The following is a 22,194-nucleotide window of genomic DNA, read 5'->3' as shown; positions in this document are numbered from 1 at the left end:
CTAGCCGATGGGTTGCGCCTTGCAATCGTCCTCCCACTCGGCATGAGTGGGCAGGAGAGGAGAGACGAGCATGGCATTCAAACCCTTCGACCTCACCGGCAAGGTGGCAGTGGTGACCGGCGGCAATGGCGGGATCGGGCTGGGCATGGCCGAAGGGCTGGCGGCGGCCGGCGCGGATATCGCGATCTGGGGCCGCAATGCGGACAAGAACGCCGCCGCGCTCGAGAAGCTGAAGGCCCATGGCACGCGGGTCGAGGCGCTGGCGGTCGACGTTGCCGACGAACAGGCCGTGATCGACGCCATGGCCGAGAGCCTGTCGCGCCTCGGGCGGATCGATACCTGCATCGCCAATGCCGGTGTCGGCGGCGGCGCGCCGCTGACCGAGCAGACCACCGAGGCCTGGCGCAAGGTCACCACGGTCAATCTCGACGCTGTGTTCTGGACCTTTCGCGAGGCGGCCAAGCACATGGTCGAACGTGCAGAGGGCGGCGACAAGGGTGGCTCGCTGCTGGTCACCTCATCGGTCTCGGCGATCCACGGCGCGCCGCAGAACCAGGCCTATGCCGCGACCAAGGCCGGGGTCCTCGCGATGGTGCGCGGTACGGCGGTCGAACTCGCCCGCCATGGCATCCGCGCCAATGCGGTGCTGCCCGGCTGGATCGCCACCGAAATGACCGAACGGCTGCAGAACTGGGATGCCTTCAACGAAAAGGCGATCGGCCGCGTGCCCATGCGCCGCTGGGGGGAGGGCGAGGATTTCGCCGGCATCGCGGTCTATTTCGCCAGCGATGCCAGCAAGTTCCACACCGGCGATTCGGTGGTGATCGACGGCGGCTATTCGATTTTCTGAGCTAGAGACCGCGCAATCGCGGCGAGGCGTTCGAGTGCTGCCTCACCGCTTGGACGTTGCCCGCCCGGTCCCGTTCGAAGACGACCTCGTGCCGCTCGTCGCCCTTGTCGGTGACGACCCGGAAACGATCCTCGCCGAGCGGCCTGAGGCGCCACATGCCCTTCGCCGGCTCGTTTGCATCGGGCGATAGCCATGTCAGCCCGCCGGCCCAGGGAATGATCATGTAATCCGCGCCCCAAGGCTGGCCGCCATAGACCCCGGCATAATCGGAAAGCGACACGCCCTCGACCGGATCGAAAGGTTTGGCCTCGCCCCGCGCCTTGACGAGCGCTGCGATGCCGCGCGCGACAGTGCCCGGATCGTCCATCGCATTCATCGCCACGGCCACGCCCATTTCCTCTTTCGGCGCGATCATCAGCGCGCTGCGATAGCCCGGGCACGACCCGCCATGGCTGACGATCGTCGTGCCGCCTTCCTGCCGCACCGCGAACCCCAGCCCCCAGCTGGTTTCCCAGTCGGGCGAGACGTAATGGACGCGCTGCATCTCGCGCAGCGTCGAGGCGCGCAGCACTTCGGCTTCGCCGCTCCTGGCCAGCCGCAGGGTCCAGCCGGCGAATTTGGCGAGGTCTGCCACGCTGGCGCTGAACCCGGCAGCCGGCGTGATTCCCGCAGGATCGAACAGTGCGACCTGCGGGCGCGAGCCATCGGGCTCGAGCGCGCCCCAGCCGACCGCCATCTGCCCGCCATAAAGACCGGTGGGGATTCCGGGCCGCGTATCGTCGAGACCGAGCGGATCGAGGATATTGGCCGTGACATAGTCGGCGAAGGGCTGACCGCTGACCGCCTCGACCGTCTCGCCCACCAGCGTCAGGCCGAGATTGGAATATTGCCAGGTGGTGGAGGCGGGATAGAGCGGCACCTGGCTGGCGATTTTCGCGCGGATCTGGTCCTGGCTCGGAAAGGGAAAATCGGGCCCGGTCCAATAGGGAAAATCCGCTTCGCGCGGCAGTCCGGCCGAATGGGTCAGCGCCCCGCGCAGCGTTACCGGCACGCTTTCGCGTGGATCGTCTGCGAGCGTCGCCCAGGGCAGGTATTCGGAGATCGGCGCATCGAGCGCGACCTTGCCCTGCTCCCATTGCTGCATCAGCGCGATCGCGGTGAAGAGCTTGGATATCGAGCAGATCGAATAGATCGTATCGGGCGTGGCAGGCTTGGTCTTCGCGCGGTCGGTCGTTCCGAAGCCCTGCGCCCAGACGGTTTCGTCACCCCGCGCGACCGCCGCCGAAATTGCGGGGATCTTGCGAAACTGTCGCTGTCCTTCGATCCAGAGTTCGGCCGCGCGCATCGCCTCGGCCAGTGCCTCGGCCTTGGCTGCTTCGTCGCTTGCCGTCGTGCCGTCCGCCACCTCGGCATGGTGTTCGCCGCCGCTGCGCGCGTCCGCCGGGACCACCATCGCGAGTACCGCCAGCGCCGCGCCTGCCTTGAAAACCGCTTTCACGAGCTTCTCCCCCTTTAACGTTCGCGCTGCAAACTGGCATAGCGCCCTGCGTCTGCAAAGCCGCTTAACCGGCGCTCGCACATTTGAGGCAGGTCGCGATACTCGGATCGTGGGCGAGCCGCCGTTCGGCGATCTGCTCTCCGCAGACGGTGCACCAGCCCCATTCGCCTTGGTCGAGCCGGGCGAGTGCAGCGGCGATCCGGTTACGCTCTGCCTTGCGGCGGCGCTCGGTCGCCTGCGCCATCGCCTGCTGCTGCATCGCATCCATGCGCGACAGACGCCCGACGCTGTCCTGCTGCAATTCGACCGTATCGCGCGAGTCCGCATTGGCCGCATCCTCGGCATCGAGCTCGGCGCGGCGCGCGAGCAGGCGGGTGCGGGCCTCGTCCTCTCTCATGTAAGCATTTTCCTACAGGGACCTGCGCATGGCAAGTAACGGGCATGCCGGACCGCCAACCCTTCGCCCGAGACCTGCCGCGAACGGAAGGTCACAGGCCGTATGCGCGACGCGGCGGCAACCCGCCGGAAAGCAAGGGCTTTTGCGGAAAGTCTCGCTTTCCAGCGGCGGCGTTCGTGTCACACTTCCCAGTCGATCGCGCCGCGCCCGTTCTCCGTGAGAAAGGCATTGGTCCGGCTGAACGGCCTCGAGCCGAAAAAGCCGCGATGCGCCGACAGCGGGCTTGGGTGCGGGCTTTCGATCACGCAGTGCCGCCCGCTGCGCAACCCATCGATCCGTTTCGCCTTGGCCTGCGCATGGCTGCCCCACAGGATGAACACGCTGGGTTCGGATCGCGCCGCCACCGCCGCCACGCAGGCATCGGTAATCGCGTCCCAGCCGCGCCCGGCATGGCTGCCTGCCCGACCCGCCTCGACCGTCAGCGTGTTGTTGAGCAAGAGCACGCCCTGGCGCGCCCATTCGCTCAAATCGCCATGGTCGGGTCGCGCAATCCCAAGATCGGCTTCGAGTTCCTTGTAGATATTGACCAGGCTTGGCGGGACCCTCACGCCTTCGGGCACTGCAAAGCAAAGCCCCATCGCCTGGCCCGGCCCGTGATAGGGATCCTGCCCCAGGATCACCACCTTGACCTCGTCCAGCGGAGTCAGGTCGAGCGCCTTCAATCGGCACCCGCGCGGCGGATAGATCGCCTTGCCCGCCCGTTCTTCCGCCACGAGATACCCGCCGAGCTGCCGCGCCTGGGGAGTTGCGAGCACCGGTTCGAGCACGGGCTGCCAGCTTTGGGGGACGCTTTCGGTCATGATGCGATTGTAGCCGGGACCGGGCGGTGGGCCAGCACCCCTTCCCTACAATCCCCAATCGGCCTAAGGCGCTGGCCCATGGCAGTGCATTTCCACGAAGAAGACCTTCCCGAAGGCGTCCTCGCCGATGGTCCGGTGGCCGTCGACACCGAAACCATGGGCCTCGTCACCATCCGCGACCGGCTGTGCGTCGTGCAGATCAGCGATGGCAAGGGCGACGAGCACCTCGTGCGCTTCGGTCCCGAGAGCACCTATGACGCGCCCAATCTGAAGGCGGTGCTGGCCGATCCGGAGCGGCTCAAGCTGTTCCATTTCGCGCGCTTCGACCTCGCCGCGATCGAGCATTATCTCGGCGTGATGGCGACGCCGTGCTATTGTACCAAGATCGCCAGCAAGCTGACCCGCACCTATACCGATCGCCACGGCCTCAAGATGCTGGTCGAGGAATTGCTGGGCGAGAGCATTTCGAAAGCCCAGCAGTCGAGCGACTGGGGCGGACCCGAGCTGAACGAGGCACAGCGCGAATATGCCGCGAGCGACGTGCGCTTCCTCCACCGGATGAAGGACGAACTCGACCGCAGGCTCGACCGCGAAGGGCGCACCGATCTGGCGCAGGCCTGTTTCGAATTCCTCCCCACCCGCGCGCGGCTGGACGTGGCAGGATGGGCCGACCACGATATCTTCAGCCATATGTAAGGACCGACCGGACAGGTAACACCCATGGCATCCCGGCATCGCAGGATCGAAACGGCACAGGCCAAGGAACGGCGGCACGAACGCCAGCACTGGGCCGAGCCGGGCGGGACGCATGACCGGCTGGTGGGCTTGCTCGCGCGCGCGCTGCCGATGGCTGTCGGGGTGCTCGCCGCGCTGATGGTGATCACACCGCTCAGTCCGCGCGGTGAGGTGAGCTTCCTGCTCGATCGCAACAAGGTGGCGATCATCGAGGAGCGCCTGCGCGTCGACAACGCGCTCTACCGCGGGGCGGACGACCAGGGGCGTCCCTTTTCGCTGACCGCTGGCGAGGCGGTGCAGCGCTCCAGTTCCGAGGGCATCGTGCGGATGAACGATCTGGTTGCGCGGCTGCTGCTCGACGATGGGCCCGCGCGCCTTTCCGCCGAGGCGGGCCAATACGATATCGACGAGGAGGTCGTTTCGATCATCGGGCCCATGCGGATGCTGGCGGCGGACGGCTACCGCATGCTGGCGCGCGACGTCTCGGTCGATCTCGCCAACAAGCAGCTCGTCGGCGCGGGCGGGGTCGACGGCGCAATCCCCGCCGGGACCTTTCGCGCCGACCGCTTGACCGCCGATCTGTCGGCACGCACCATAACCCTGACCGGAAATGCGCGGCTGCGCATGGTACCCGGTGAATTGAGGATGCCGTAATGAAGCACCTGCTCCCCACCATCGCCCGCTGGGGCATCGGCTCCTTCGCCGTCACCGCGGCCGCCTTTGCCGGGATACAGCTTTCTGCGCAGGCGATCGCCGGGCACAATTCCAACGCGCCGGTCTCCTATGCGGCCGACCGGATCGAGCTGCAGGACAGGCAAAACCGCGTGGTGCTTTCGGGCAATGTTCAGATCAGCCAGGCCGGGCTCAATCTCAGCGCGGCGCGCACGATCGTGAACTATTCCGACGCGGGCGATCTCTCCATCCAGCGGATCATGGCGACCGGAGGGGTGAACGTGTCACGCGGCAACGAGCGGGCACGCGGCGATACGGCGGTCTACGACTTCAATCGGCGGATCATTACCATGGCGGGCAATGTCCGGCTCCGCCGCGGCGGCGATACGCTCAATGGCGGGCGGCTGGTGATCGATCTGGCGACCGGCGTTTCGAGCGTCGACGGGCGCGCCAGCGGGTCCTCATCGGTCACCGGCGAGGGCGAGTCGGGCGGCCGCGTGACGGGGACCTTCTCGGTCCCCGAGAACTGATCCGCGCCTAGCGGGATCGCGCCCCGGCGACCTTGGCGATATCGGCGAGGCCCTGCGCGAGGAGCAGTTCGGCCGCCTGGCTGTTGGTCAGCAGTTCGCGGTGCAGGCCGACGAGCCGCTGCGTCAGCCGGTCGAGCTTGTCGCCGTGCCGCCAGTGCGCAAACTGCTGGCCGATGTCGCGCTTCTCCTTGAAGAAGATGCCCAGCCGCGCCTCCTCGCCCCGATCGAGATCGCCGAAGGGGCGCGAACCGAGCGTGGCGGCGATCCGCGCCAGCTGCGCCGCGCGCCGTTCGAAGGCGAGTAGCACGCCGACGGGGTTGAGGCCGAGCTGCTTCATCCGCGCCAGTTCCACGCCGACCTTGGCCGCCTGCCCGCCCATGACGGCGTTGACCAGCGGCGCGAAGCCATCGTCCTCGCTCGCCGCGCCGATCGCATCGAGGTCCTCGGCAGTCGCGGTCTGCGGGCTCTGCGCCGAGGCGTCGAGATAGAGCGCCAGCTTGTCGACCTCGCTCTTCGCGAGCCGCACATCGAGATTGGCCGCCCGCGCGATCCGTTCGGCGAGGTCACCGCCCAGCCGCACGCCCGCCCCGTCGGCCAGCGCGCGCACGCTGCGCGTCACCGACTGCAAGTCGGGCGGATAGAACATCGCCACCAGCGCATCCTTGCGCTTCTCCAGCAGCTTGGCGCTGCGCGACTTGTCGGTGGCGGAGGTCGCTACCACGATGACCGGGCAGGCCTCGCCCGCGCCCGCTTCGCCGGTCTCGACCAGCACCTTCAACGCCTCGAGCGCCTCTTCGCCGCTCGCACGCACCCAGATATGGCGCTTGTCGCCGAACAGCGAATTGGTCCGCGCCTCGTCGCCCAGCTTCGCGGGATCGCCGCGCAGTTCCGCACCCGACATCTCCACCCGCTCGCCCGGATCGGGGAGCCAGCTGGCGAGCTCGTTCGCCGCTGCGGTCGCGCCGGCCTCGTCCTGCCCGCAAAAGAAGAAGATCGAGCAGCCTTGCGCGGCGCCACGCGCCTTGGCCGCGAAATCGCGGTTGGTGAGCTTCACTGCTCCCCGTCGCCCTGGCTGCGCAGCGCCAGCGCGACGCGCGTCACGATCCGCTGGGCAAGGTCCTGCGAGAGGTTTTCGAGCGCGGTCTGCTCGGCGGCAATGACCGCATACTCGCTCGACACCACGTCGATCCCTGCGTCCGAGCCATCGCTCGCATCGAGGACGATCTCGCCGCTCGACAGGTCGATCAGCTGGTAGCGCGCGCGGAGCGTGCGGCGCTCGCGGCTGATCGTGTCGTCGCGCAGGACGGCCAGGCCTTCGAGCTGGTCGTCGAGCCGCACTTCGATGCGATATTGCGGGCTCGCCTGTCCCGCCGCACCGAAGCGTTCCTCGAGCGCGCTGCGCACCAGCCATCCCGCGCGCCCTTCGATCGGGGCGACGTCGATCGCGGCGAGCGATTGCGCCACCGCGCCGCTGCCGCCGCCGGCATACATGGGCGAGAGCCCGCAGGCCGAAAGCGCGAACAGGGCGAAGCTGGCGAGGAGAATCCGCATCAGGTGACGATATTCACCAATCTGTCGGGCACCACAATGACCTTGCGCACTTCTGCCCCGTCGAGCGAACGCTGAACCTTCTCGCTGGCCAGCGCCATCGCCTCGAGGGCCTCCTTCGGCGCTCCCTTGGGCGCGGTCAGCGTATCGCGCAGCTTGCCCCTGTGCTGGACCGCGATGGTCACCTCATCCTCGACCAGCAGTGCGGGATCGACTTCGGGCCAGGCGGCATCGGCGACCATTCCGCTCTCGCCCAGCGTCGCCCAGGCCTCCTCGGCGAGATGCGGCATCATCGGGGCGACGAGCTGGACCAGCGTGCGGATCGCATGACTGCGGCTGGCCGAGGGCTTGGCCTTCTCGACCGCGCCGGTCAGCTCGTAAATGCGCGCGACGGCCTTGTTGAAGCCCAGCGCCTCGATGTCCTCCGCGACCGCCGCGATGGTCTGGTGCGTCCTGCGGTCGAGCGCCTTGTCCTCGCCTTCTGGCCCGGCTTCATATGCCGAAAACAGGCGCCACAACCGGTGGACGAAGCGACTGCAGCCCTCGATCCCCGCTTCCGACCACGGCAGGTCGCGCTCGGGCGGGCTGTCGGACAGCATGAACCAGCGCACGGCATCGGCACCGTAAGCGTCGACGATCGTATCGGGGTCGACGACGTTCTTCTTCGACTTCGACATCTTGATGATGCGGCCGATTTCGACCTCGCCGCCATCGGCGGTCAGCAGCGCGCGCTCGGCCTCGCGGCTGATTTCATCGGGCGCGTAATAGACAGTCTTTCCGCCCTCGCTGCGCGAATAGGTCTCGTGCGTGACCATGCCCTGCGTGAACAGCGAGGCGAAGGGTTCCTTGACGTCGAGCATGCCGATCTGCGCGAGCGCGCGGGTCCAGAAACGGGCATAGAGCAGGTGGAGGATCGCATGCTCGATCCCGCCGATATACTGCTCGACCGGCAGCCATTTGGCGACCTCCTCGCGGTCGAAGGGCCTGTCCGCCGGCTGGCTGGCAAAGCGCAGGAAGTACCACGAGCTGTTGGTGAAGGTGTCGAGCGTGTCGGTTTCGCGCTCGGCCTTGCCGCCGCATTTGGGGCAGTCGACGTGTTTCCAGGTCGGATGGCGCAGAAGCGGATTGCCCGGCGTCTGGAAATCGACGTCCTCGGGCAGCGTGATCGGCAGGCTGTCCTTGGGCGCGGGCACCACGCCGCAGCTCTCGCAATGGATGAAGGGGATGGGCGTGCCCCAATAGCGCTGGCGCGAAACGCCCCAGTCGCGCAGCCGCCAGACGGTCTTGCCTTCGCCCCGGCCCTGATCCTCGATGCGGCGGATAATCTCACGCTTGGCGGGTTCGACTTTCATCCCGTCGAGAAAATCCGAATTGACGATCACGCCGTCCCCCGGTTCGGCCTCGCCGTCGAAGGGCTTGCCAGCGTCCTCGGCGCTCTGTGCGACGACACGCGGGATGGGCAGGCCGTATTTGGTGGCGAATTCGAAGTCGCGCTGGTCGTGGCCCGGCACGGCCATGATCGCGCCGGTGCCGTAATCCATGAGTACGAAATTCGCGATATAGACCGGCAGGTCGGCGCCGGAGAATGGGTGCTTCGCTGTGATGCCGGTATCGAAGCCCAACTTCTCGGCCGTCTCCAGTTCGGCAGCGGTCGTGCCGCCCTTCTTGCACTCTGCAATAAACGCCTTGGCTTCTTCGCTGTCGAGCGACTGCGCCACCGGATGGTCGGCGGCAACGGCCACGAAGCTAGCGCCGAAAATCGTGTCGGGGCGCGTGGTATAGACCGGCAGCCTCTCGCCGTTCGAGAGGTCGAAGGCGAACTCGAGCCCCTTGGATTTGCCGATCCAGTTTTCCTGCATCAACTTGACCTTGTCGGGCCAGTTGTCGAGGCTGCCGAGACCTTCGAGCAGTTCCTCGGCGAAATCGGTGATCTTGAGGAACCACTGGTTGAGCTTGCGCTTCTCGACTTCGGCGCCCGAGCGCCAGCCCTTGCCGTCGATCACCTGCTCGTTGGCGAGCACGGTCATGTCGACCGGGTCCCAATTGACCTCGCTTTCCTTGCGATAGACGAGGCCTGCCTCGTAGAGATCGATGAACAGCGCCTGTTCGTGGCCATAATATTCGGGCTCGCAGGTCGCCAGTTCTCTGGACCAGTCGAGCGCGAAGCCGAGGCGCTTCAGCTGCGCCTTCATGTGTTCGATATTGTCGCGCGTCCAGCCGCCCGGATGGACGCCCTTTTCCATCGCCGCGTTTTCCGCCGGCATGCCGAAAGCGTCCCAGCCCATCGGGTGCAGCACTTCGTGCCCTCTGGCCTTCTTGTAGCGCGCCAGCACGTCGCCCATCGTGTAGTTGCGCACGTGGCCGATATGGATGCGCCCCGAGGGATAGGGAAACATCTCGAGCACGTAGCTCTTGGGCTTTTCGGAATCGCTGTCGGCGCGGAAAGTCTGCGCCTTGTCCCAGGCGGCCTGCCAGCGTGCATCGGCCGAAGCCGGGTCGAAACGGGTATCGCTGCTCATAGGCAGCCGCGTTTACGGATTTTGGAAGCGATGGGAAGGCGCTTTTCGAGCAGCGCCCGCCGCAGATCAGCTCACCGCTTCGCGGCGCAGCTCGCGCGCCTTGGTGAGGATGATGTCTTCGAGCCTTTGCACGGTTGCCGCCTGTACCGGCGCATCCACCCACGTGCCGCTCTGGCTGACCTGGCGGCTGGCCGCCACGCGCAGCGCATCGGCGCGCAGGTCGGAATCGAGGATGGTGACGGTCATCTTGACCCGCTCGCCCGGATTGTTCGGGTTGGCGTACCAGTCGGTTACGATCACGCCGCCATTGCTGTCGACCTGCAGCAGCGGAGCGAAGCTGACCGCATCGAGCGCGGCGCGCCAGAGGTAGGAATTGACGCCGATCGTGGTGACCTGCGCTGCCGCGAGATCCGCCTCGGGACGCTCGCGACCGCCACACGCCGCAATGCCGAGCGATGCTGCAATCGCGACGGCGATGGTTGCTGGGCGGCGAAGATTTGCGAAAGCGCTCATGTCGGTCCTTGGTATCCTGCAGGGGTCTTGGCTCTATACTGCCTGCTCGCAGCGGAGCAAGGCAAAGGGCCATTCGCCCCGCACTCACCCCTTTTCGGGTGAATACGCGCTTAATCCGCCCGCGGGGGCGGTTGGCTCCGGCAAGTGCTTGTGGAAACTGCGCAACACTTTTCGCCAATTGCCACTGCAGCCTGTGGAAAAGCTGGTCAACCGATCAGGGAGTGCTAGTCTGATCGATGACAAGCAGGGACTCGGCAGCCTGCCCGGCAGGAGTCAGGAACCATTCACCGGCTTTCTGGCTTAAGAGTCCACGGTGAGAAGGAAAATCGGTTCGCGATGACACGTCCGGTCAAGAGTCAGGGTAAGGCGCGGTTCGTTCCCGCGGCGCTGGCTGCTGCCGGGCTCGCGCTGACCATTCCTGCGGCCGGTCTTGCCGTCGTCCAGACCAGCGCTGCGGCGGAGCTTCCGGAAACCGTTTCCTACCTTCCGTTCACTCCCGCCAAGGTCGACACGCAGCTCGCTGCGCGCGTCGCCGCCCTGATCGGCGAAGACGGCCTGCGTTTCACCCCGGCCAGCAAGTCGGCCCTCAACAAGGATCGTTCGGTCACTGTCGCGGTTCGGGTCAACGATGCCACGGCGCGGGCGATTTCGGTTCGTAGCGCGGTGGATTCGGTCGGCACCGCCAATTCCGGCGAGCGTATCCTCGCCATCAGCCCGACCAGCTACAATCTCGGCGTTGCGCGCGGCTATCAGAGCTTCGCCCAGCCCACCCGTCAGACCAATGTTTCGATCGGCCTGCGCGACATGGGCATGCCCGATCTGTCGACCTTCGCGCCCGATACCGACGAGAAGCCGGAGAAGCCGGGTCGCTTCGGCTCGCGCCTCTCGCTCGAGAACGAAGACAGGGCCGGCCGGTCTCCGCGCACTTTCGAAGGCTCGGGCAACCAGAGCGTCGATCTCAGCACCTCCTATCGCGTGGTGGGCAGTCTCAATCTGACCGCCGGGGTCCGTCTGTCGAAGGACAACAACCGTCTGGCACCGCTTACCGACGGGGTCGAAGACGATCAGGCCGTCTACGTCGGCACCCGCGTCAGCTTCTAAGACATATCCCGAGAATACGGTTGCGTCGGCGCCCCTTGCGGCGTTTTGGCTTGGCGCGTCTCGCCTTCATGTCCTAAGCCTGTGCCGACGCTACGGAAAGCTTGGGAGAATAGACTATGTCACGAGTTGCCATCGTAACCGGGGGCACGCGCGGAATCGGTCGCGCCATTTGCGAACGGCTGCGTGACGAACGCGGCTTCACGGTCGTCGCCAATTACGCCGGAAATGACGATGCGGCGAAAAAATTCACCGAAGAAACCGGCATTGCGACGACCAAGTTCGATGTCGGCGACTACAACGCCGTGCAGGATGCCTGCGGTAAGGTCGCGGAGGAGCACGGCCCTATCGAGGTGGTGGTCAACAATGCCGGCATCACACGCGACGGCACGCTGCTCAAGATGAGCTACGAGGATTGGGACGCGGTCATGCGCACCAATCTGGGCGGGTGCTTCAACATGGCAAAGGCGACCTTTGCCGGCATGAAAGAACGCGGCTGGGGCCGCATCATCAATATCGGTTCGATCAACGGCCAGGCGGGGCAGTACGGCCAGGTCAATTACGCCGCGGCGAAGAGCGGCATCCACGGCTTTACCAAGGCGCTGGCGCAGGAAGGCGCGCGCTTCGGGATCACCGTGAACGCCATCGCCCCCGGCTATATCGACACCGACATGGTCGCCGCCGTACCCGAGCCGGTCCTCGAGAAGATCGTCGCCAAGATCCCCGTCGGTCGCCTCGGCAAGGCCAGCGAAATCGCCCGCGGCGTGAGCTTCCTCGCGTCCGAACATGCCGAATTCGTCACCGGCTCGACGATGAGCATCAACGGCGGCCAACATATGTATTGACGGCAGCCGGGCACCTGCGCTGCGCGGGCGCCTGCGGTTGCCTTACTCGACCAGGATGCCGACGACTTTCCACGCTCCATCTTCCTGCTGGAGCGTGACCGTCTCGATGACCTCGTCCGTGCGGTTCGCGTAACGCGCGGTGAAGTGGACCTCCTGATAGCCGTATGGCGGCGCGTTGAGGTAGCGGACCGCGCGCAGTTCGCGCGAGACAAGTGCGCCGAGTGGGGCTTGCACCTGCTGTGCGGCGCTCGCCCAGCCCGACACGGTGTTGACATCGCGAAAGGCCTTGCCTGCCGCATCGAAACTGGCCTGCCAGTCCTGCGCATCGGTCAGGGCAAGCCAATCTCGCGCGGCCGCGACCACGGTCGCATCGCTCGCGGGCACGTCCACCGGCGCGCCCTGCCGTACGGGTTCGTCAAAGTGCGAAGCGAGAATAAGCCCGGCGGCAAACACAATCATCATGGCGAGAACTCCTGCAACGATGCGGCGGTTCAATCTTGCTGCCGCTTCCTGGCCATCCTCGCTCGCCGGAGTCCCGCTGGCATCCCCCAATTCGTCGTAGACAGAAAAATCGGGAGTGCCGCGCTCATGTTCCCAAACCAGCCGCGCGGCCTCGCGGCTGCTGGTCACCGCGAGCTTGCGCCGCGCGGCGCGAAGGCGTTCATTGATCGTATGCACCGAAAGCGCGAGCTCGCCCGCCATCGACTTCGCGTCATGGCCGCGAACCATCAGGCGCAGCGTCTCCTTCTCCTTTTCGGTCAGGTCGGCGTAGCCTTCGGGCCTGGTGGTGCGCGCTTCTGCCATGGACATCGCAGGGCTAGGCTGCGGACGGTGTGCCGGCCACCCCGAAAAATTCGTATCCGGAAGCTGCAAATATACCGATCGACGCACTTCGTCGATTGGGGGGTTCAGTTTGCGGATTCGCGGGGCTAGGAGCGCGCGCGATGCACATGCCCCCCTACCACCCCCCGAAAAAATATTCCGTCCGGATCGACGGACACCGCACCTCGATCAGCCTCGAACCCCTGTTCTGGGAAAAGCTCTGCACGGCCGCCACCGTGCGCGGGCAGTCGATCAATGCGCTGGTGGCCGAGATCGATGCCGAGCGTATCCGCGCCGAGACTCCGCCGGGCCTCGCAGGTGCGATCCGGATCTGGCTGGTCACGCACGAAAAGAGCGGCTGGATCGCTCCAGCCGCCCATCCGGACAGTCAGACTGTCTGATCAGTATTTCGCGGTCGCATCGCTCGCGGGGAAGGTCTCGTCGAGCGCTTCGTCGGTCGCGCTCATCGTGTCGCCTTCGGTCGCGGTTGCAGCCGCCCCCGCGTCGCGGAACTGGCCCTCGGGCTGGCCGTCGGCAAAGGCCACGCCGTTCCTGTCGATACGGTTCTTTTCGTAATAGCGATAGCCGGCGTAGCCGAGACCGCCGAGCACAAGCATCTTGAGTAACATATGCGGACTCCTTTCTTGCCGACCCAACGCCTGGGCCGCCGGAAAGGTCCGCAAATTGCCGCGTCAGTCGTCGCCCACGCGCTCGACGTCGGCACCGACCAGCTGCAGCTTTTCCTCAAGCCGCTCATAGCCGCGATCGAGGTGATAGAGGCGGCGAACGGTCGTCTCGCCCTTTGCCGCAAGGCCCGCGATCACCAGACTCATCGAGGCGCGCAAATCGGTCGCCATGACTTCGGCGCCGGTGAGTTCGACCGGGCCCCTGACCACCGCCGTGCGGCCCGTGGTCTCGATATCGGCACCCATGCGCGCCAGTTCGGGGACATGCATGAAGCGGTTCTCGAAAATCGTCTCCTTGAGCACGCTGGTGCCTTCGGCACGGGTCAGCAGGCTCATCAACTGCGCCTGCATGTCGGTAGCAAGGCCGGGGAAAGGCGCGGTGGTGAGGTTGTGCGCCTTGAGCCTGCCATTGGCCCTGACGTCGATCCCGGTCTTGTCGCTTTCGATTTCCACGCCGATGTTGCGCAGCGCGTGAATGGTCGAGCCCATGTCCTTCGCCTCGGCGCCTTCGAGCCGCACTTCCCCGCCCGTGATCGCTGCGGCGCAGGCATAGGAACCCGCTTCGATCCGGTCGGGCATCACACGATAGGTCGCGCCATGCAGCTTTTTCGCGCCGTGGATCGTAAGCTCGGACGTTCCGATCCCCTCGATTTCGGCGCCCATTGCCACCAGCAGGTTGCACAGATCGACGATTTCGGGCTCGCGCGCGGCATTGATCAGGCGGCTGGTGCCATTGCACAGCACCGCCGCCATCAGCGCATTTTCCGTTGCGCCGACCGAGACCACGGGAAAATCGAACTCTCCACCCGGCAGGCCTCCGTCGGGCGCAATGGCCTTCACATAGCCTTGGGCCAGTTCGATATGCGCGCCGAAAGCCTCCAGCGCCTTGAGATGAAGGTCGATCGGGCGGTTGCCGATCGCACAGCCGCCAGGCAACGACACCGTCGCCTCGCCCGTGCGCGCGAGCAGCGGGCCGAGAACGAGGATGGAAGCGCGCATCTTGCGCACGAGATCGTAGGGCGCGACCGAACTGGTGATCCGCATCGCTTCGAGCGTGACGTTGCGGCCGAACTCCTCGGGCCGCTTGCCCGGGATCGTATGGCTGACGCCGAATTGCGTCATCAGGTGCTGGAAACCGTCGATGTCTGCCAGGCGCGGGAGATTGCGCAAGGTCACCGCCTCTTCGGTCAGCAGCGCGCAGGGAATGAGCGTGAGCGCGGCGTTCTTCGCCCCCGAAATGGGAATCGTGCCCGACAGGCGCTTGCCGCCGCGAATGATCAGTTTGTCCATGGAAGTGTGCTTTACCCTTGGGCGCCCTGCTGGCAAGCGTCACGACAATGTCGTAACCCCCGCCGCGGGCGGTTTGTCGATTTGATCCTATGCACCCGCCGCACGAAAAGGCACGTGAGCACAGATGACTGCACATAAACCCATCAGGAAGGCCGTGTTTCCCGTGGCCGGGCTCGGCACGCGATTTCTTCCCGCAACCAAGGCGATCCCGAAGGAATTGCTGCCGATCGTCGACCGTCCGCTGATCCAGTATGCGGTAGACGAGGCGCGCGAGGCGGGGATCGAACAGATCATCTTCGTCACCGGGCGCGGCAAGACCGCGATCGTCGAGCATTTCGACATGGCCTTCGAGCTCGAAACCACGATGGAGGAACGCGGCAAGGACCTGTCCGTGCTCGATCCCACCCGCGCGACGCCGGGCGACATCATCACCGTGCGCCAGCAGGTCCCGCTCGGCCTCGGCCATGCGATCTGGTGCGCGCGCGCAATCGTGGGCGACGAGCCTTTCGCCATATTGCTGCCCGACGAGCTGATGATCGAGGCCAAGGGCGGCGGCACCGGCTGCATGAAGCAGATGGTCGAAGCATACAACGAGGTCGGCGGCAATCTCATCTCGGTGCTCGAAGTGCCCGAGGACGAGGTGTCGAACTATGGCGTCATCGCGCCGGGCGAGATCAGGAGCGATACGCTGACCGAGGTCACCGGCCTGGTCGAGAAGCCGCCGGTGGACGAGGCCCCGTCGAACAAGATCATCTCGGGCCGCTACATCCTGCAGCCCGAAGTGATGCGCGTGCTCGAGGACCAGGGAAAGGGCGCGGGGGGCGAGATCCAGCTTACCGACGCCATGGCGAAAATGATCGGCAACCAGGCCTTCCACGCGGTCACCTTCGCGGGCCGGCGCTTCGACTGCGGAAGCAAGACCGGCTTCGTCGAGGCGACGCTGGCGCTGGCGCTCGAGCGCGAGGACATGGGCGCCGAAGTGCGCGCGGTGATGGAGCGGCTGCTCGCCGGCTGATCGCCCCTGCGTAACCTTTCGGCGGCTTTGGTCGAACCGGTGACGGGAAGCATCGAGGCTTTCCATAGATCACTGGGAGACGAGAAATGAATTTTGCGAAACACGCAGCGCTGGCCGGCGCGGTCGCGGCCCTGGCCGCCTGCGGCGGGACCGCCGACGACAGCGCCGCCGATGGCGCCACCACCGCCCAGGGCGCACCGGCCGATCCCGAGCTGGTCGCCGCGGCGGAACAGGGCGAGATGGAGAAGTGCTACGGCGTGGCCAAGGCGGGCGAGAACGATTGCGCCGCGGGCCCCGGCACCAGCTGCGCGGGCACCTCGACCGTCGACTGGCAGGGCAATGCCTGGAAATATGTCGAGGCCGGCGACTGCGTCCCGATGGGCGGCTCGCTGACCGCAGTCGAGGACAACGACCCGCCGGTCCCCGCCTGACGCGGATATGAAAAAGGGGGCGCGGTGGGCGCCCCCTTTCCGTTCAAGCCGGCTCTGGTTCAACTGGCCAAGGCTTCGTCCTTTTCGCCAGCTTCGGCCTCGCTGTCAGCGGCTTCGGCTTCTTCGATCTGCTCGGCGATGTCGTCGAGCACCTCGGCAAGTCGCGGAGCATCCGCCTCGGCTGCCGCCGGGCCCTTGACCAGGCTGCCGAGCGAGGACCCGTCGAGGCCCAGCTCCTGCATCAGCCCGTCGAGCACTGGTGCCTGCGCCCGGTAGGCCAATGCGGCGCTCACCGCATCGGTCGCGAGATTGCCCGATCCGCCGCCAGCAGCCGCGCTGCCGTTGGCTGAAGCTTTGCCTCCGCCATTGGTAAGCCCGTCGACCTGGACGATCTTGATCGAATCGATCGCTTCCATCGGCTTTGCGCTCTCGCGGATGACCTCCGGCAGTACCTTGAGCAGCGCCATCTTGGTCTGCAGGCTGATCTGGTCCGAAGACAGGATATTCGCCGCCTCGTTGATCGCCTTCTGACCCGCAGCCTCGACTTCGAACCGGACCCGCGAGGCTTCGGCGCGCAGCTTCTCGGCCTCGGCCTCGCCCTGCGCCTCGAGACGCAGCGCTTCGGCGCGGTTGGATGCAGCCTCTTTTTCTGCCTCCGCCTCGACCTTGACGCCGATCGCGTCGCGCTCGGCCTGCTTGGTCGCCTCGATCAGTTCGATACGCTTCATGCGTTCCGCAATCTCGGTTTCGCGGCTTGTCGAAACCTGCTCTTCTGCGGCGACCGCCTTGGCGCGGGCTTCATCCGCTTCGGCCTTGGCCTGACTCTCTTCGCGGCTCTTGTTCTGCACCGCGATCTGCTGCTCCTGTCGGGCGATTTCGAGCGCTCGTTGCTGGTCGATCCGTGCTTCCTCGACGAGGCGGTCGGCCTCGATCTGCTGGGCATCGACCTGCTTTTTCGCCTCGATCCGCGCGGCGTCGGCCTCGCGGGTGCGTTCGGCCTGCTCGCGCGCGATTTCCGAGCTTTGCGCAGCACGGCGGACCTCGACCTCACGCTCCTGCGCAAGCCGAGCATATTCCTTGTCGCGCCCGATTTCGAAGCTGCGCGCGTCGGCTTCGAGATTTTTCGTTTCCATCTGCACGCGCGTGTCCTGCTCGATGTCGTTGCGCAGTTTCTTGCGTGCCTCGATCTGCTCGGTCAGCTTGGTCAGGCCCTCGGCGTCGAAGGCGTTGTTGGCGTTGAAATGCTCGATGCTGGTCTGGTCGAGGCCGGTCAGCGAGACAGATTCGAGTTCCAGCCCGTTCATCGCCAGATCGTTGGACGAAACCTGCTGCACCTTCTGGACGAAATCTGCCCGCTGTTCGTGCAGCTCGTTCATGCTCATGCCCGCCGCGACCGAGCGCAGCGCGTCGACGAATTTCCCTTCGACCAGGTCCTTGAGCATTTCCGGCTGCATCGTTCGCTGGCCAAGCGTCTGCGCGGCCATCGCGATCGAACTCGCATCTGGCTTCACCCGAACATAGAATTCCGCCTTCACGTCGATCCGCAGGCGGTCGAGCGTGATCAGCGCCTCGCCGTCGCGGCGGACGACCGAGAGCACCAGCGTGTTCATGTTGACGGGCATGGTTTCGTGGAAGACGGGCAGCACCAATGCACCGCCGTTCATCACCACCTTCTCGCCGCCGACACCGGTGCGCACGAAGGCGATTTCCTTCGACGCGCGGCGATAGAGCCGGGTGAGCGTGAAGGCGATGACGAGGAAAACGGCAAAGCCGCCTCCGGCCCAGATTGCGATTTCAGACAGGTTTTCCATTGCTTCTCCTTGGTTGTGAAATTTTGACTGCGCGTCAGCCTTGCGGCGAGAGGCGGCGCTCGGCGAGCGCGGTTGCGTAGAACTGGTTGGCTTCGCTGCGGACGAGCAACACCTCGTCACCCGCATGCAATTCCGACGATGCTTCGTGCGGTTCGACCATTACGTAATGCGCCTGGCCGTGGATGTCGTGCACACGGGCGCGGGCCGGCGAACCGGTGCGAGCGACGCCGTCGGTTATCGTGGCACGGCGCCCGAGCAGCGTGTCGGTCGAAACCGCACTCGTTTCGTCCTGCGGGAGGATCGCGCCCAGCGGGCGGGCCAGAACACCGGTCAGCGGCACAGAGGCCCCGGCTGCGAGCAACGCCGCCAGCCAGCGGTGAAGCGGGACCCCCGTGAGGCTTTCCGCCAGCGCCTGTGTCGACACGCCGATCGCGGCAAAGCCGAAGAGGAGCAGCGCCATCCAGATGGTCAACGGAACCCGGCCGATGCCCAACAGCGTGTACAGTCCGTCGAGCGCACCCGGCTGGATCGCCGCCTCTCCATCGACGCCAGCCGCCGGATCCACATCCGCGTCGCTGCAAAACAAGTCTCCAAGCCCCACCGCCTGAACTATCGCAAGCGCCACGACCAAGACGAACGCCACGGCAAACGGCATATTGTGTGCTTCAAATATCGACATGACCCCCCTTTTTCTTGGCTATAGAGCCATCGAAGAACACGCGCACCGCCTATAGGTCGGTCGCCCTGCGCTCCTACTTGCTCACATGCGCTTTTCTTAGCAAAAATTGCCGGATTTTGGCAGAAATATGCGACGAACCGAGTTCGATTTTCCTACTTGCGGTGCAACTGATAGCCCTCGATTTCCGCCATCCTCGTGCTCGGCGCACAGCGGACGGATAGGGTGCAGATAAAGCGCATCGAGCGCTGTCTACGGCAGTAAGGAGCAGGTCGGATCGAAAGTCACACTCTGACAGGCAGGCGTGGCGCCGCAGCCCCCAAAATCCACGGTGCCCGGCGGAAGGTCACGGTTTCCGGGAACGCGATTTGCGGTCCATTGTGCGGCCCTCGCCGGACCCGCGATCAGGCCGCGGTAAAGCGCAGCGGCAGCGTCTTCAGCCCGCCGACGAAGGTCGATTTGGACCGTGCGGGCTCGCCGGCCAGCTCGACGCTCTCGATCCGGTCGAGCAGCACTTCGAACAGGATGCGCATCTCCAGCCGCGCGAGGTGCAGGCCGAGGCACTGGTGCGCGCCCGCGCCGAAGGCGAGGTGGCGGTTGGGGCTGCGCGCGGCGTCGAAGCTGCGCGGATCGTCGAAATGGGCCGGGTCGTGATTGGCCGCGACATAGTTCATCATCAGCCAGTCACCCTTGGCGATGGCCTGACCGCCGACCTCGGTATCTTCTGCCGCGGTGCGCATGAAATGCTGCACCGGGGTGGTCCAGCGGATCGCTTCCTCGACGATACCGGGCAGCAGCGAGCGGTCGGCCTTCACGCGCGCCCACTGCTCGGGGTCCTGCGCCAGAGCAAGCATCGCGCCCGCGGTGCTGGCGCTGGTGGTATCGTGCCCGGCCGCGGCGACGATGATGTAATAGCCCATCATGTCGCGATCGTTCAGCGGCTCGCCATCGACCACGGCATTGGCGATGGTGCTGGCGACGTCTCCGGTGGGGTTGGCGCGCTTCTCGGCGGTGAGCTTTGCGAAATAGGCCTCGAAGTCCTTGACCGCCCCGGCCACGATCTGCGTGATCGCCTCGGGCGGCAGGTCCTTCATGCCCGACTGGTTGAGATCCTCGTCGCTGCCGCCGAACATCTGCTGGGTGAGCATCAGCATCCGCGGCTCGTCCTCTTCGGGCACGCCGAGGATCTGCATCACAACATGCAGCGGATAGGGCGCGGAGACGAGCTTGCAGAAGTCCACCTGCGGCCCGGCATCCACCATCCGCTGGACGGTCGCCTGTGCGATGCCCCTGATCTCGTCCTCGATGCCGCGCAGGTTCTTGGGCATGAACCACTCCTGCGTCAGCTTGCGATACTTCATGTGGATCGGCGCATCGAAGGTGACGAGGCTGGCGACCATATGCTCGCTGCCGCCGCTGAACTGCTTGGCGAATTCGAGCCCCTCGGTCAGGCTGAAGACCACCGAATGCGGGTTGTTGAGGAAGGTCGCATTGTCCTTCGACATGCGCATCACGTCGTCATAGCGCGTGACCAGCCAGAAGGGCGGATGGACGAGCGTGTCGTCGGGCTCGACCCAGGCGACGGGGGTCTCCTCGCGCAGCCGGTCGAAGATGTCGAGGATGCCGTCCCATTCGGCGTAGCTTTCCGGATCGATCACCGCGCGGGCGGTGTCGGGATCGAGGCGGGGCTTGTCCTGCGTCGCCATCACGCCTGCTCCGTCTCTTCCTCGGCCTTGCGCAGATACTCGTCGCGCAATTCGCGCTTGTAAAGCTTGCCATTCGCTTCGCGCGGCAATTGCGCGCGGAAGTCGAACAGCTTGGGCATCTTGATCTTGGCGAGGCTGGGGGCGAGGAAATCGCGCAGGTCGGCTTCGAGCGCTTCGCCCGCCTCGCCCATGTCCATCGGCTGGACAACCGCGACGACCTTCTCGCCGAAGTCGGGGCAGGGCGCGCCGATCACCGCGGCGTCCATCACCTTGTCATGGGTGACGAGCAGGTTCTCGATCTCCTGCGGGTAGATGTTGACCCCGCCCGAGATGATCATGTGGCTCTTGCGGTCGGTGAGGTAGAGATAGCCGTCCTCGTCGACATGGCCGATATCGCCCAGCGTCATCCAGCCCTTGGGATGCATCGCCTCGCGCGTCTTCTCGGGGTCGTTGTGATAGGTCGGAATGTTCTCGTTCTCGAAGAACAGCAGCCCGTCCTGCCCCGCCGGGAGCTCCTCGCCATTCTCGTCGCAGACATGCAGCGTGCCGTGGATCGCGCGGCCGACGCTACCGGGATGGGTCAGCCAGTCCTCGGCCTTGATCAGCGTCATGCCGATGCCTTCCGAGCCGGCGTAATACTCGTTGATGATCGGGCCCCACCACTCGATCATCTCGCGCTTGATCGGGACGGGGCACGGTGCCGCCGCGTGCAGCGCGCGCTTGTGGCTAGACAGATCGTATCGGGTGCGGACCTCCGGATCGAGCTTGAGCATACGCACGAAATGCGTCGGGACCCACTGACTGTCGGTGACCTTGTATTTCTCGATCGTCTGCAGCGCATGTTCGGGGTCGAACTTCTCCATCACCACCACGGTCCCGCCGAGCCGCTGCGCGGTGGTGCCCCAGCCGAGCGGCGCGGCGTGATAGAGCGGGGCGGGCGAGAGATAGACCATGCTGCCATCGGCGGGCATGCCCGCGCCCATGATCGCCAGCGCGACGAGCGGATTGGTGGCGAGGATATCGTCGTCCTCGGGCGGCGCGGGCTTGACGCCCTTGGGTCGGCCGGTGGTGCCCGAGGAATAGAGCATGTACTGGCCCGGCGCCTGGTCGGCGATCGGCTCGGCAGGCTGGGCGGCGAGCGCCGCCTCGTAATCCTCATCGCCCTCGCCGCCCACGATCAGCAGCGGCAGGTCGGCGCATTCGCCGCGGATGCCTTCGATCACTTCGGCGAACTTGGTCGTCGCGAGCAGAAACTTGGCGCCCGCATCCTTGAGGATGTAGCAAATCTCCGGCGCGGTCAGCCGGGTCGAGATCGGCACCATCATCGTGCCCGCGCGCTGCGATCCCCAGACCACCTGCAAATAATGCGCATTGTTTTCCATCAGCACTGCAAAATGGTCGCCGCGCTCCAGCCCGAGCGCACGCAGGAGCTGCGCGAAGCGGTTCGCATATTCGTCCATCTGGCCGAAAGTCACGGTCTCGCCGCTGCCGGCCATGATGATCGCAGGGTGATCGGGGCGCGTCCGCGCATGGGTGATGGGGTGCATCGGTCTGTCTCTCTCCTCTCCGGCGGTCCGTCATGGGTGCGAACTCGTCCGGTTTCGCAAAGAAACCTACCCAACCCACTCCTGCGGGCAAGAAAAAAGGCGGCGGGATCGCTCCCGCCGCCATTTTTGCAAAGCCCGAGGGGCC

At 65.6% G+C, this 22,194-nt stretch carries 23 protein-coding genes; 9 read left to right on the top strand and 14 right to left on the bottom strand.

What is annotated here, in order from left to right; translation table 11 throughout:
* Positions 1 to 70 precede the first annotated feature (70 nt).
* Positions 71 to 850, top strand: coding sequence for an SDR family NAD(P)-dependent oxidoreductase (locus tag ASS64_RS08180; protein ID WP_067692514.1), 780 nt, complete (start codon positions 71 to 73; stop codon positions 848 to 850).
* 1 nt (position 851) lies between these two features.
* Here ASS64_RS08180 and ASS64_RS08175 read toward each other — a convergent pair whose 3' ends face one another.
* The 3 genes from ASS64_RS08175 to ung all read right to left on the bottom strand — a co-directional run bounded on the left by ASS64_RS08175 (position 852) and on the right by ung (position 3,605).
* Positions 852 to 2,348 carry a serine hydrolase gene (locus ASS64_RS08175; RefSeq protein ID WP_067692511.1) on the bottom strand — a complete coding sequence of 499 codons (1,497 nt, stop codon included), beginning with the start codon at positions 2,346 to 2,348 and terminating at the stop codon, positions 852 to 854.
* Positions 2,349 to 2,412: 64 nt separating this feature from the next.
* The gene (locus ASS64_RS08170; protein ID WP_067692508.1) at positions 2,413 to 2,745 is read right to left on the bottom strand and encodes a molecular chaperone DnaK; all 333 of its coding nucleotides are present in this window, start codon (positions 2,743 to 2,745) and stop codon (positions 2,413 to 2,415) included.
* A gap of 179 nt (positions 2,746 to 2,924) precedes the next feature.
* Entirely contained in the window at positions 2,925 to 3,605 is a 681-nt protein-coding gene (gene ung, locus ASS64_RS08165; protein WP_067692482.1) for a uracil-DNA glycosylase, read from the bottom strand.
* A gap of 78 nt (positions 3,606 to 3,683) precedes the next feature.
* Here ung and ASS64_RS08160 point away from each other — a divergent pair, with 78 nt between their 5' ends.
* Genes ASS64_RS08160 through ASS64_RS08150 form a run of 3 tightly spaced genes read left to right on the top strand, consistent with a single transcriptional unit; the run spans position 3,684 to position 5,542 of the window.
* A complete protein-coding gene (locus ASS64_RS08160; RefSeq protein WP_067692479.1) occupies positions 3,684 to 4,301 on the top strand; it encodes a ribonuclease D in 618 nt (205 codons plus the stop codon).
* A gap of 24 nt (positions 4,302 to 4,325) precedes the next feature.
* Positions 4,326 to 4,994: an LPS export ABC transporter periplasmic protein LptC gene (locus tag ASS64_RS08155; RefSeq protein WP_067692477.1), complete on the top strand. Its 669-nt coding sequence runs from the start codon at positions 4,326 to 4,328 to the stop codon at positions 4,992 to 4,994.
* Positions 4,994 to 5,542, top strand: coding sequence for an LptA/OstA family protein (locus ASS64_RS08150; RefSeq protein WP_067692474.1), 549 nt, complete (start codon positions 4,994 to 4,996; stop codon positions 5,540 to 5,542). Before ASS64_RS08155 ends, ASS64_RS08150 begins: the two co-directional genes overlap by 1 nt.
* Before the next feature lie 7 nt (positions 5,543 to 5,549).
* Here the strand turns inward: ASS64_RS08150 and holA are convergent, their stop codons facing one another.
* From holA to ASS64_RS08130, 4 genes are all read right to left on the bottom strand, one after another.
* Positions 5,550 to 6,596 carry a DNA polymerase III subunit delta gene (gene holA / locus ASS64_RS08145; RefSeq protein WP_067692471.1) on the bottom strand — a complete coding sequence of 349 codons (1,047 nt, stop codon included), beginning with the start codon at positions 6,594 to 6,596 and terminating at the stop codon, positions 5,550 to 5,552.
* The gene (gene lptE / locus ASS64_RS08140; RefSeq protein ID WP_067692469.1) at positions 6,593 to 7,093 is read right to left on the bottom strand and encodes an LPS assembly lipoprotein LptE; all 501 of its coding nucleotides are present in this window, start codon (positions 7,091 to 7,093) and stop codon (positions 6,593 to 6,595) included. The genes holA and lptE overlap by 4 nt, the downstream gene beginning before the upstream one ends.
* A complete protein-coding gene (gene leuS / locus ASS64_RS08135) occupies positions 7,093 to 9,609 on the bottom strand; it encodes a leucine--tRNA ligase (protein WP_067692466.1) in 2,517 nt (838 codons plus the stop codon). The genes lptE and leuS overlap by 1 nt, the downstream gene beginning before the upstream one ends.
* Positions 9,610 to 9,675: 66 nt before the next feature.
* Positions 9,676 to 10,122 (bottom strand): DUF3576 domain-containing protein, encoded by a 447-nt coding sequence (locus ASS64_RS08130; protein WP_067692463.1) that lies wholly within the window; start codon positions 10,120 to 10,122, stop codon positions 9,676 to 9,678.
* 336 nt (positions 10,123 to 10,458) lie between these two features.
* On the opposite strand from ASS64_RS08130, the gene ASS64_RS08120 reads away from it, so the two are divergent.
* Together ASS64_RS08120 and phbB are read left to right on the top strand one after the other, a co-directional pair.
* A complete protein-coding gene (locus tag ASS64_RS08120; RefSeq protein ID WP_067692457.1) occupies positions 10,459 to 11,223 on the top strand; it encodes a hypothetical protein in 765 nt (254 codons plus the stop codon).
* A gap of 116 nt (positions 11,224 to 11,339) precedes the next feature.
* Positions 11,340 to 12,065, top strand: coding sequence for an acetoacetyl-CoA reductase (phbB, locus tag ASS64_RS08115; protein WP_067692454.1), 726 nt, complete (start codon positions 11,340 to 11,342; stop codon positions 12,063 to 12,065).
* A 42-nt stretch (positions 12,066 to 12,107) separates the two neighbouring features.
* On the opposite strand, the gene ASS64_RS08110 is transcribed toward phbB, so the two are convergent.
* A complete protein-coding gene (locus tag ASS64_RS08110; protein ID WP_067693124.1) occupies positions 12,108 to 12,869 on the bottom strand; it encodes a DUF4019 domain-containing protein in 762 nt (253 codons plus the stop codon).
* 140 nt (positions 12,870 to 13,009) lie between these two features.
* Here ASS64_RS08110 and ASS64_RS08105 point away from each other — a divergent pair, with 140 nt between their 5' ends.
* Complete coding sequence (locus ASS64_RS08105) at positions 13,010 to 13,288, top strand: ribbon-helix-helix domain-containing protein (RefSeq protein WP_369815365.1); 279 nt, start codon at positions 13,010 to 13,012, stop codon at positions 13,286 to 13,288.
* Here the strand turns inward: ASS64_RS08105 and ASS64_RS08100 are convergent, their stop codons facing one another.
* Both ASS64_RS08100 and murA read right to left on the bottom strand, forming a co-directional pair.
* Positions 13,289 to 13,516 carry a hypothetical protein gene (locus tag ASS64_RS08100; protein WP_067692451.1) on the bottom strand — a complete coding sequence of 76 codons (228 nt, stop codon included), beginning with the start codon at positions 13,514 to 13,516 and terminating at the stop codon, positions 13,289 to 13,291.
* A 63-nt stretch (positions 13,517 to 13,579) separates the two neighbouring features.
* Positions 13,580 to 14,863: a UDP-N-acetylglucosamine 1-carboxyvinyltransferase gene (murA, locus tag ASS64_RS08095; RefSeq protein WP_067692448.1), complete on the bottom strand. Its 1,284-nt coding sequence runs from the start codon at positions 14,861 to 14,863 to the stop codon at positions 13,580 to 13,582.
* Positions 14,864 to 14,987: 124 nt separating this feature from the next.
* Between murA and galU the strand changes: the two genes are divergently transcribed.
* Both galU and ASS64_RS16810 read left to right on the top strand, forming a co-directional pair.
* A complete protein-coding gene (gene galU / locus ASS64_RS08090; RefSeq protein ID WP_067692445.1) occupies positions 14,988 to 15,878 on the top strand; it encodes a UTP--glucose-1-phosphate uridylyltransferase GalU in 891 nt (296 codons plus the stop codon).
* Positions 15,879 to 15,964: 86 nt separating this feature from the next.
* Positions 15,965 to 16,309: a DUF2282 domain-containing protein gene (locus ASS64_RS16810; RefSeq protein ID WP_083508241.1), complete on the top strand. Its 345-nt coding sequence runs from the start codon at positions 15,965 to 15,967 to the stop codon at positions 16,307 to 16,309.
* A gap of 59 nt (positions 16,310 to 16,368) precedes the next feature.
* On the opposite strand, the gene ASS64_RS08080 is transcribed toward ASS64_RS16810, so the two are convergent.
* The 4 genes from ASS64_RS08080 to ASS64_RS08065 all read right to left on the bottom strand — a co-directional run bounded on the left by ASS64_RS08080 (position 16,369) and on the right by ASS64_RS08065 (position 22,049).
* Positions 16,369 to 18,120: a flotillin family protein gene (locus tag ASS64_RS08080; protein ID WP_067692442.1), complete on the bottom strand. Its 1,752-nt coding sequence runs from the start codon at positions 18,118 to 18,120 to the stop codon at positions 16,369 to 16,371.
* 34 nt (positions 18,121 to 18,154) lie between these two features.
* Positions 18,155 to 18,799, bottom strand: coding sequence for a YqiJ family protein (locus tag ASS64_RS08075; RefSeq protein ID WP_067692439.1), 645 nt, complete (start codon positions 18,797 to 18,799; stop codon positions 18,155 to 18,157).
* Positions 18,800 to 19,200: 401 nt separating this feature from the next.
* Complete coding sequence (locus ASS64_RS08070) at positions 19,201 to 20,502, bottom strand: cytochrome P450 (RefSeq protein WP_067692435.1); 1,302 nt, start codon at positions 20,500 to 20,502, stop codon at positions 19,201 to 19,203.
* Positions 20,502 to 22,049, bottom strand: coding sequence for an acyl-CoA synthetase (locus tag ASS64_RS08065; protein ID WP_067692432.1), 1,548 nt, complete (start codon positions 22,047 to 22,049; stop codon positions 20,502 to 20,504). Before ASS64_RS08065 ends, ASS64_RS08070 begins: the two co-directional genes overlap by 1 nt.
* Positions 22,050 to 22,194: the final 145 nt, after the last annotated feature.

Origin of the sequence: Erythrobacter sp. AP23 (genome assembly GCF_001542855.1) — a bacterium.
Taxonomy (GTDB): Bacteria; Pseudomonadota; Alphaproteobacteria; order Sphingomonadales; family Sphingomonadaceae; genus Qipengyuania.
This window is presented reverse-complemented; position numbering and strand designations above follow the sequence as displayed.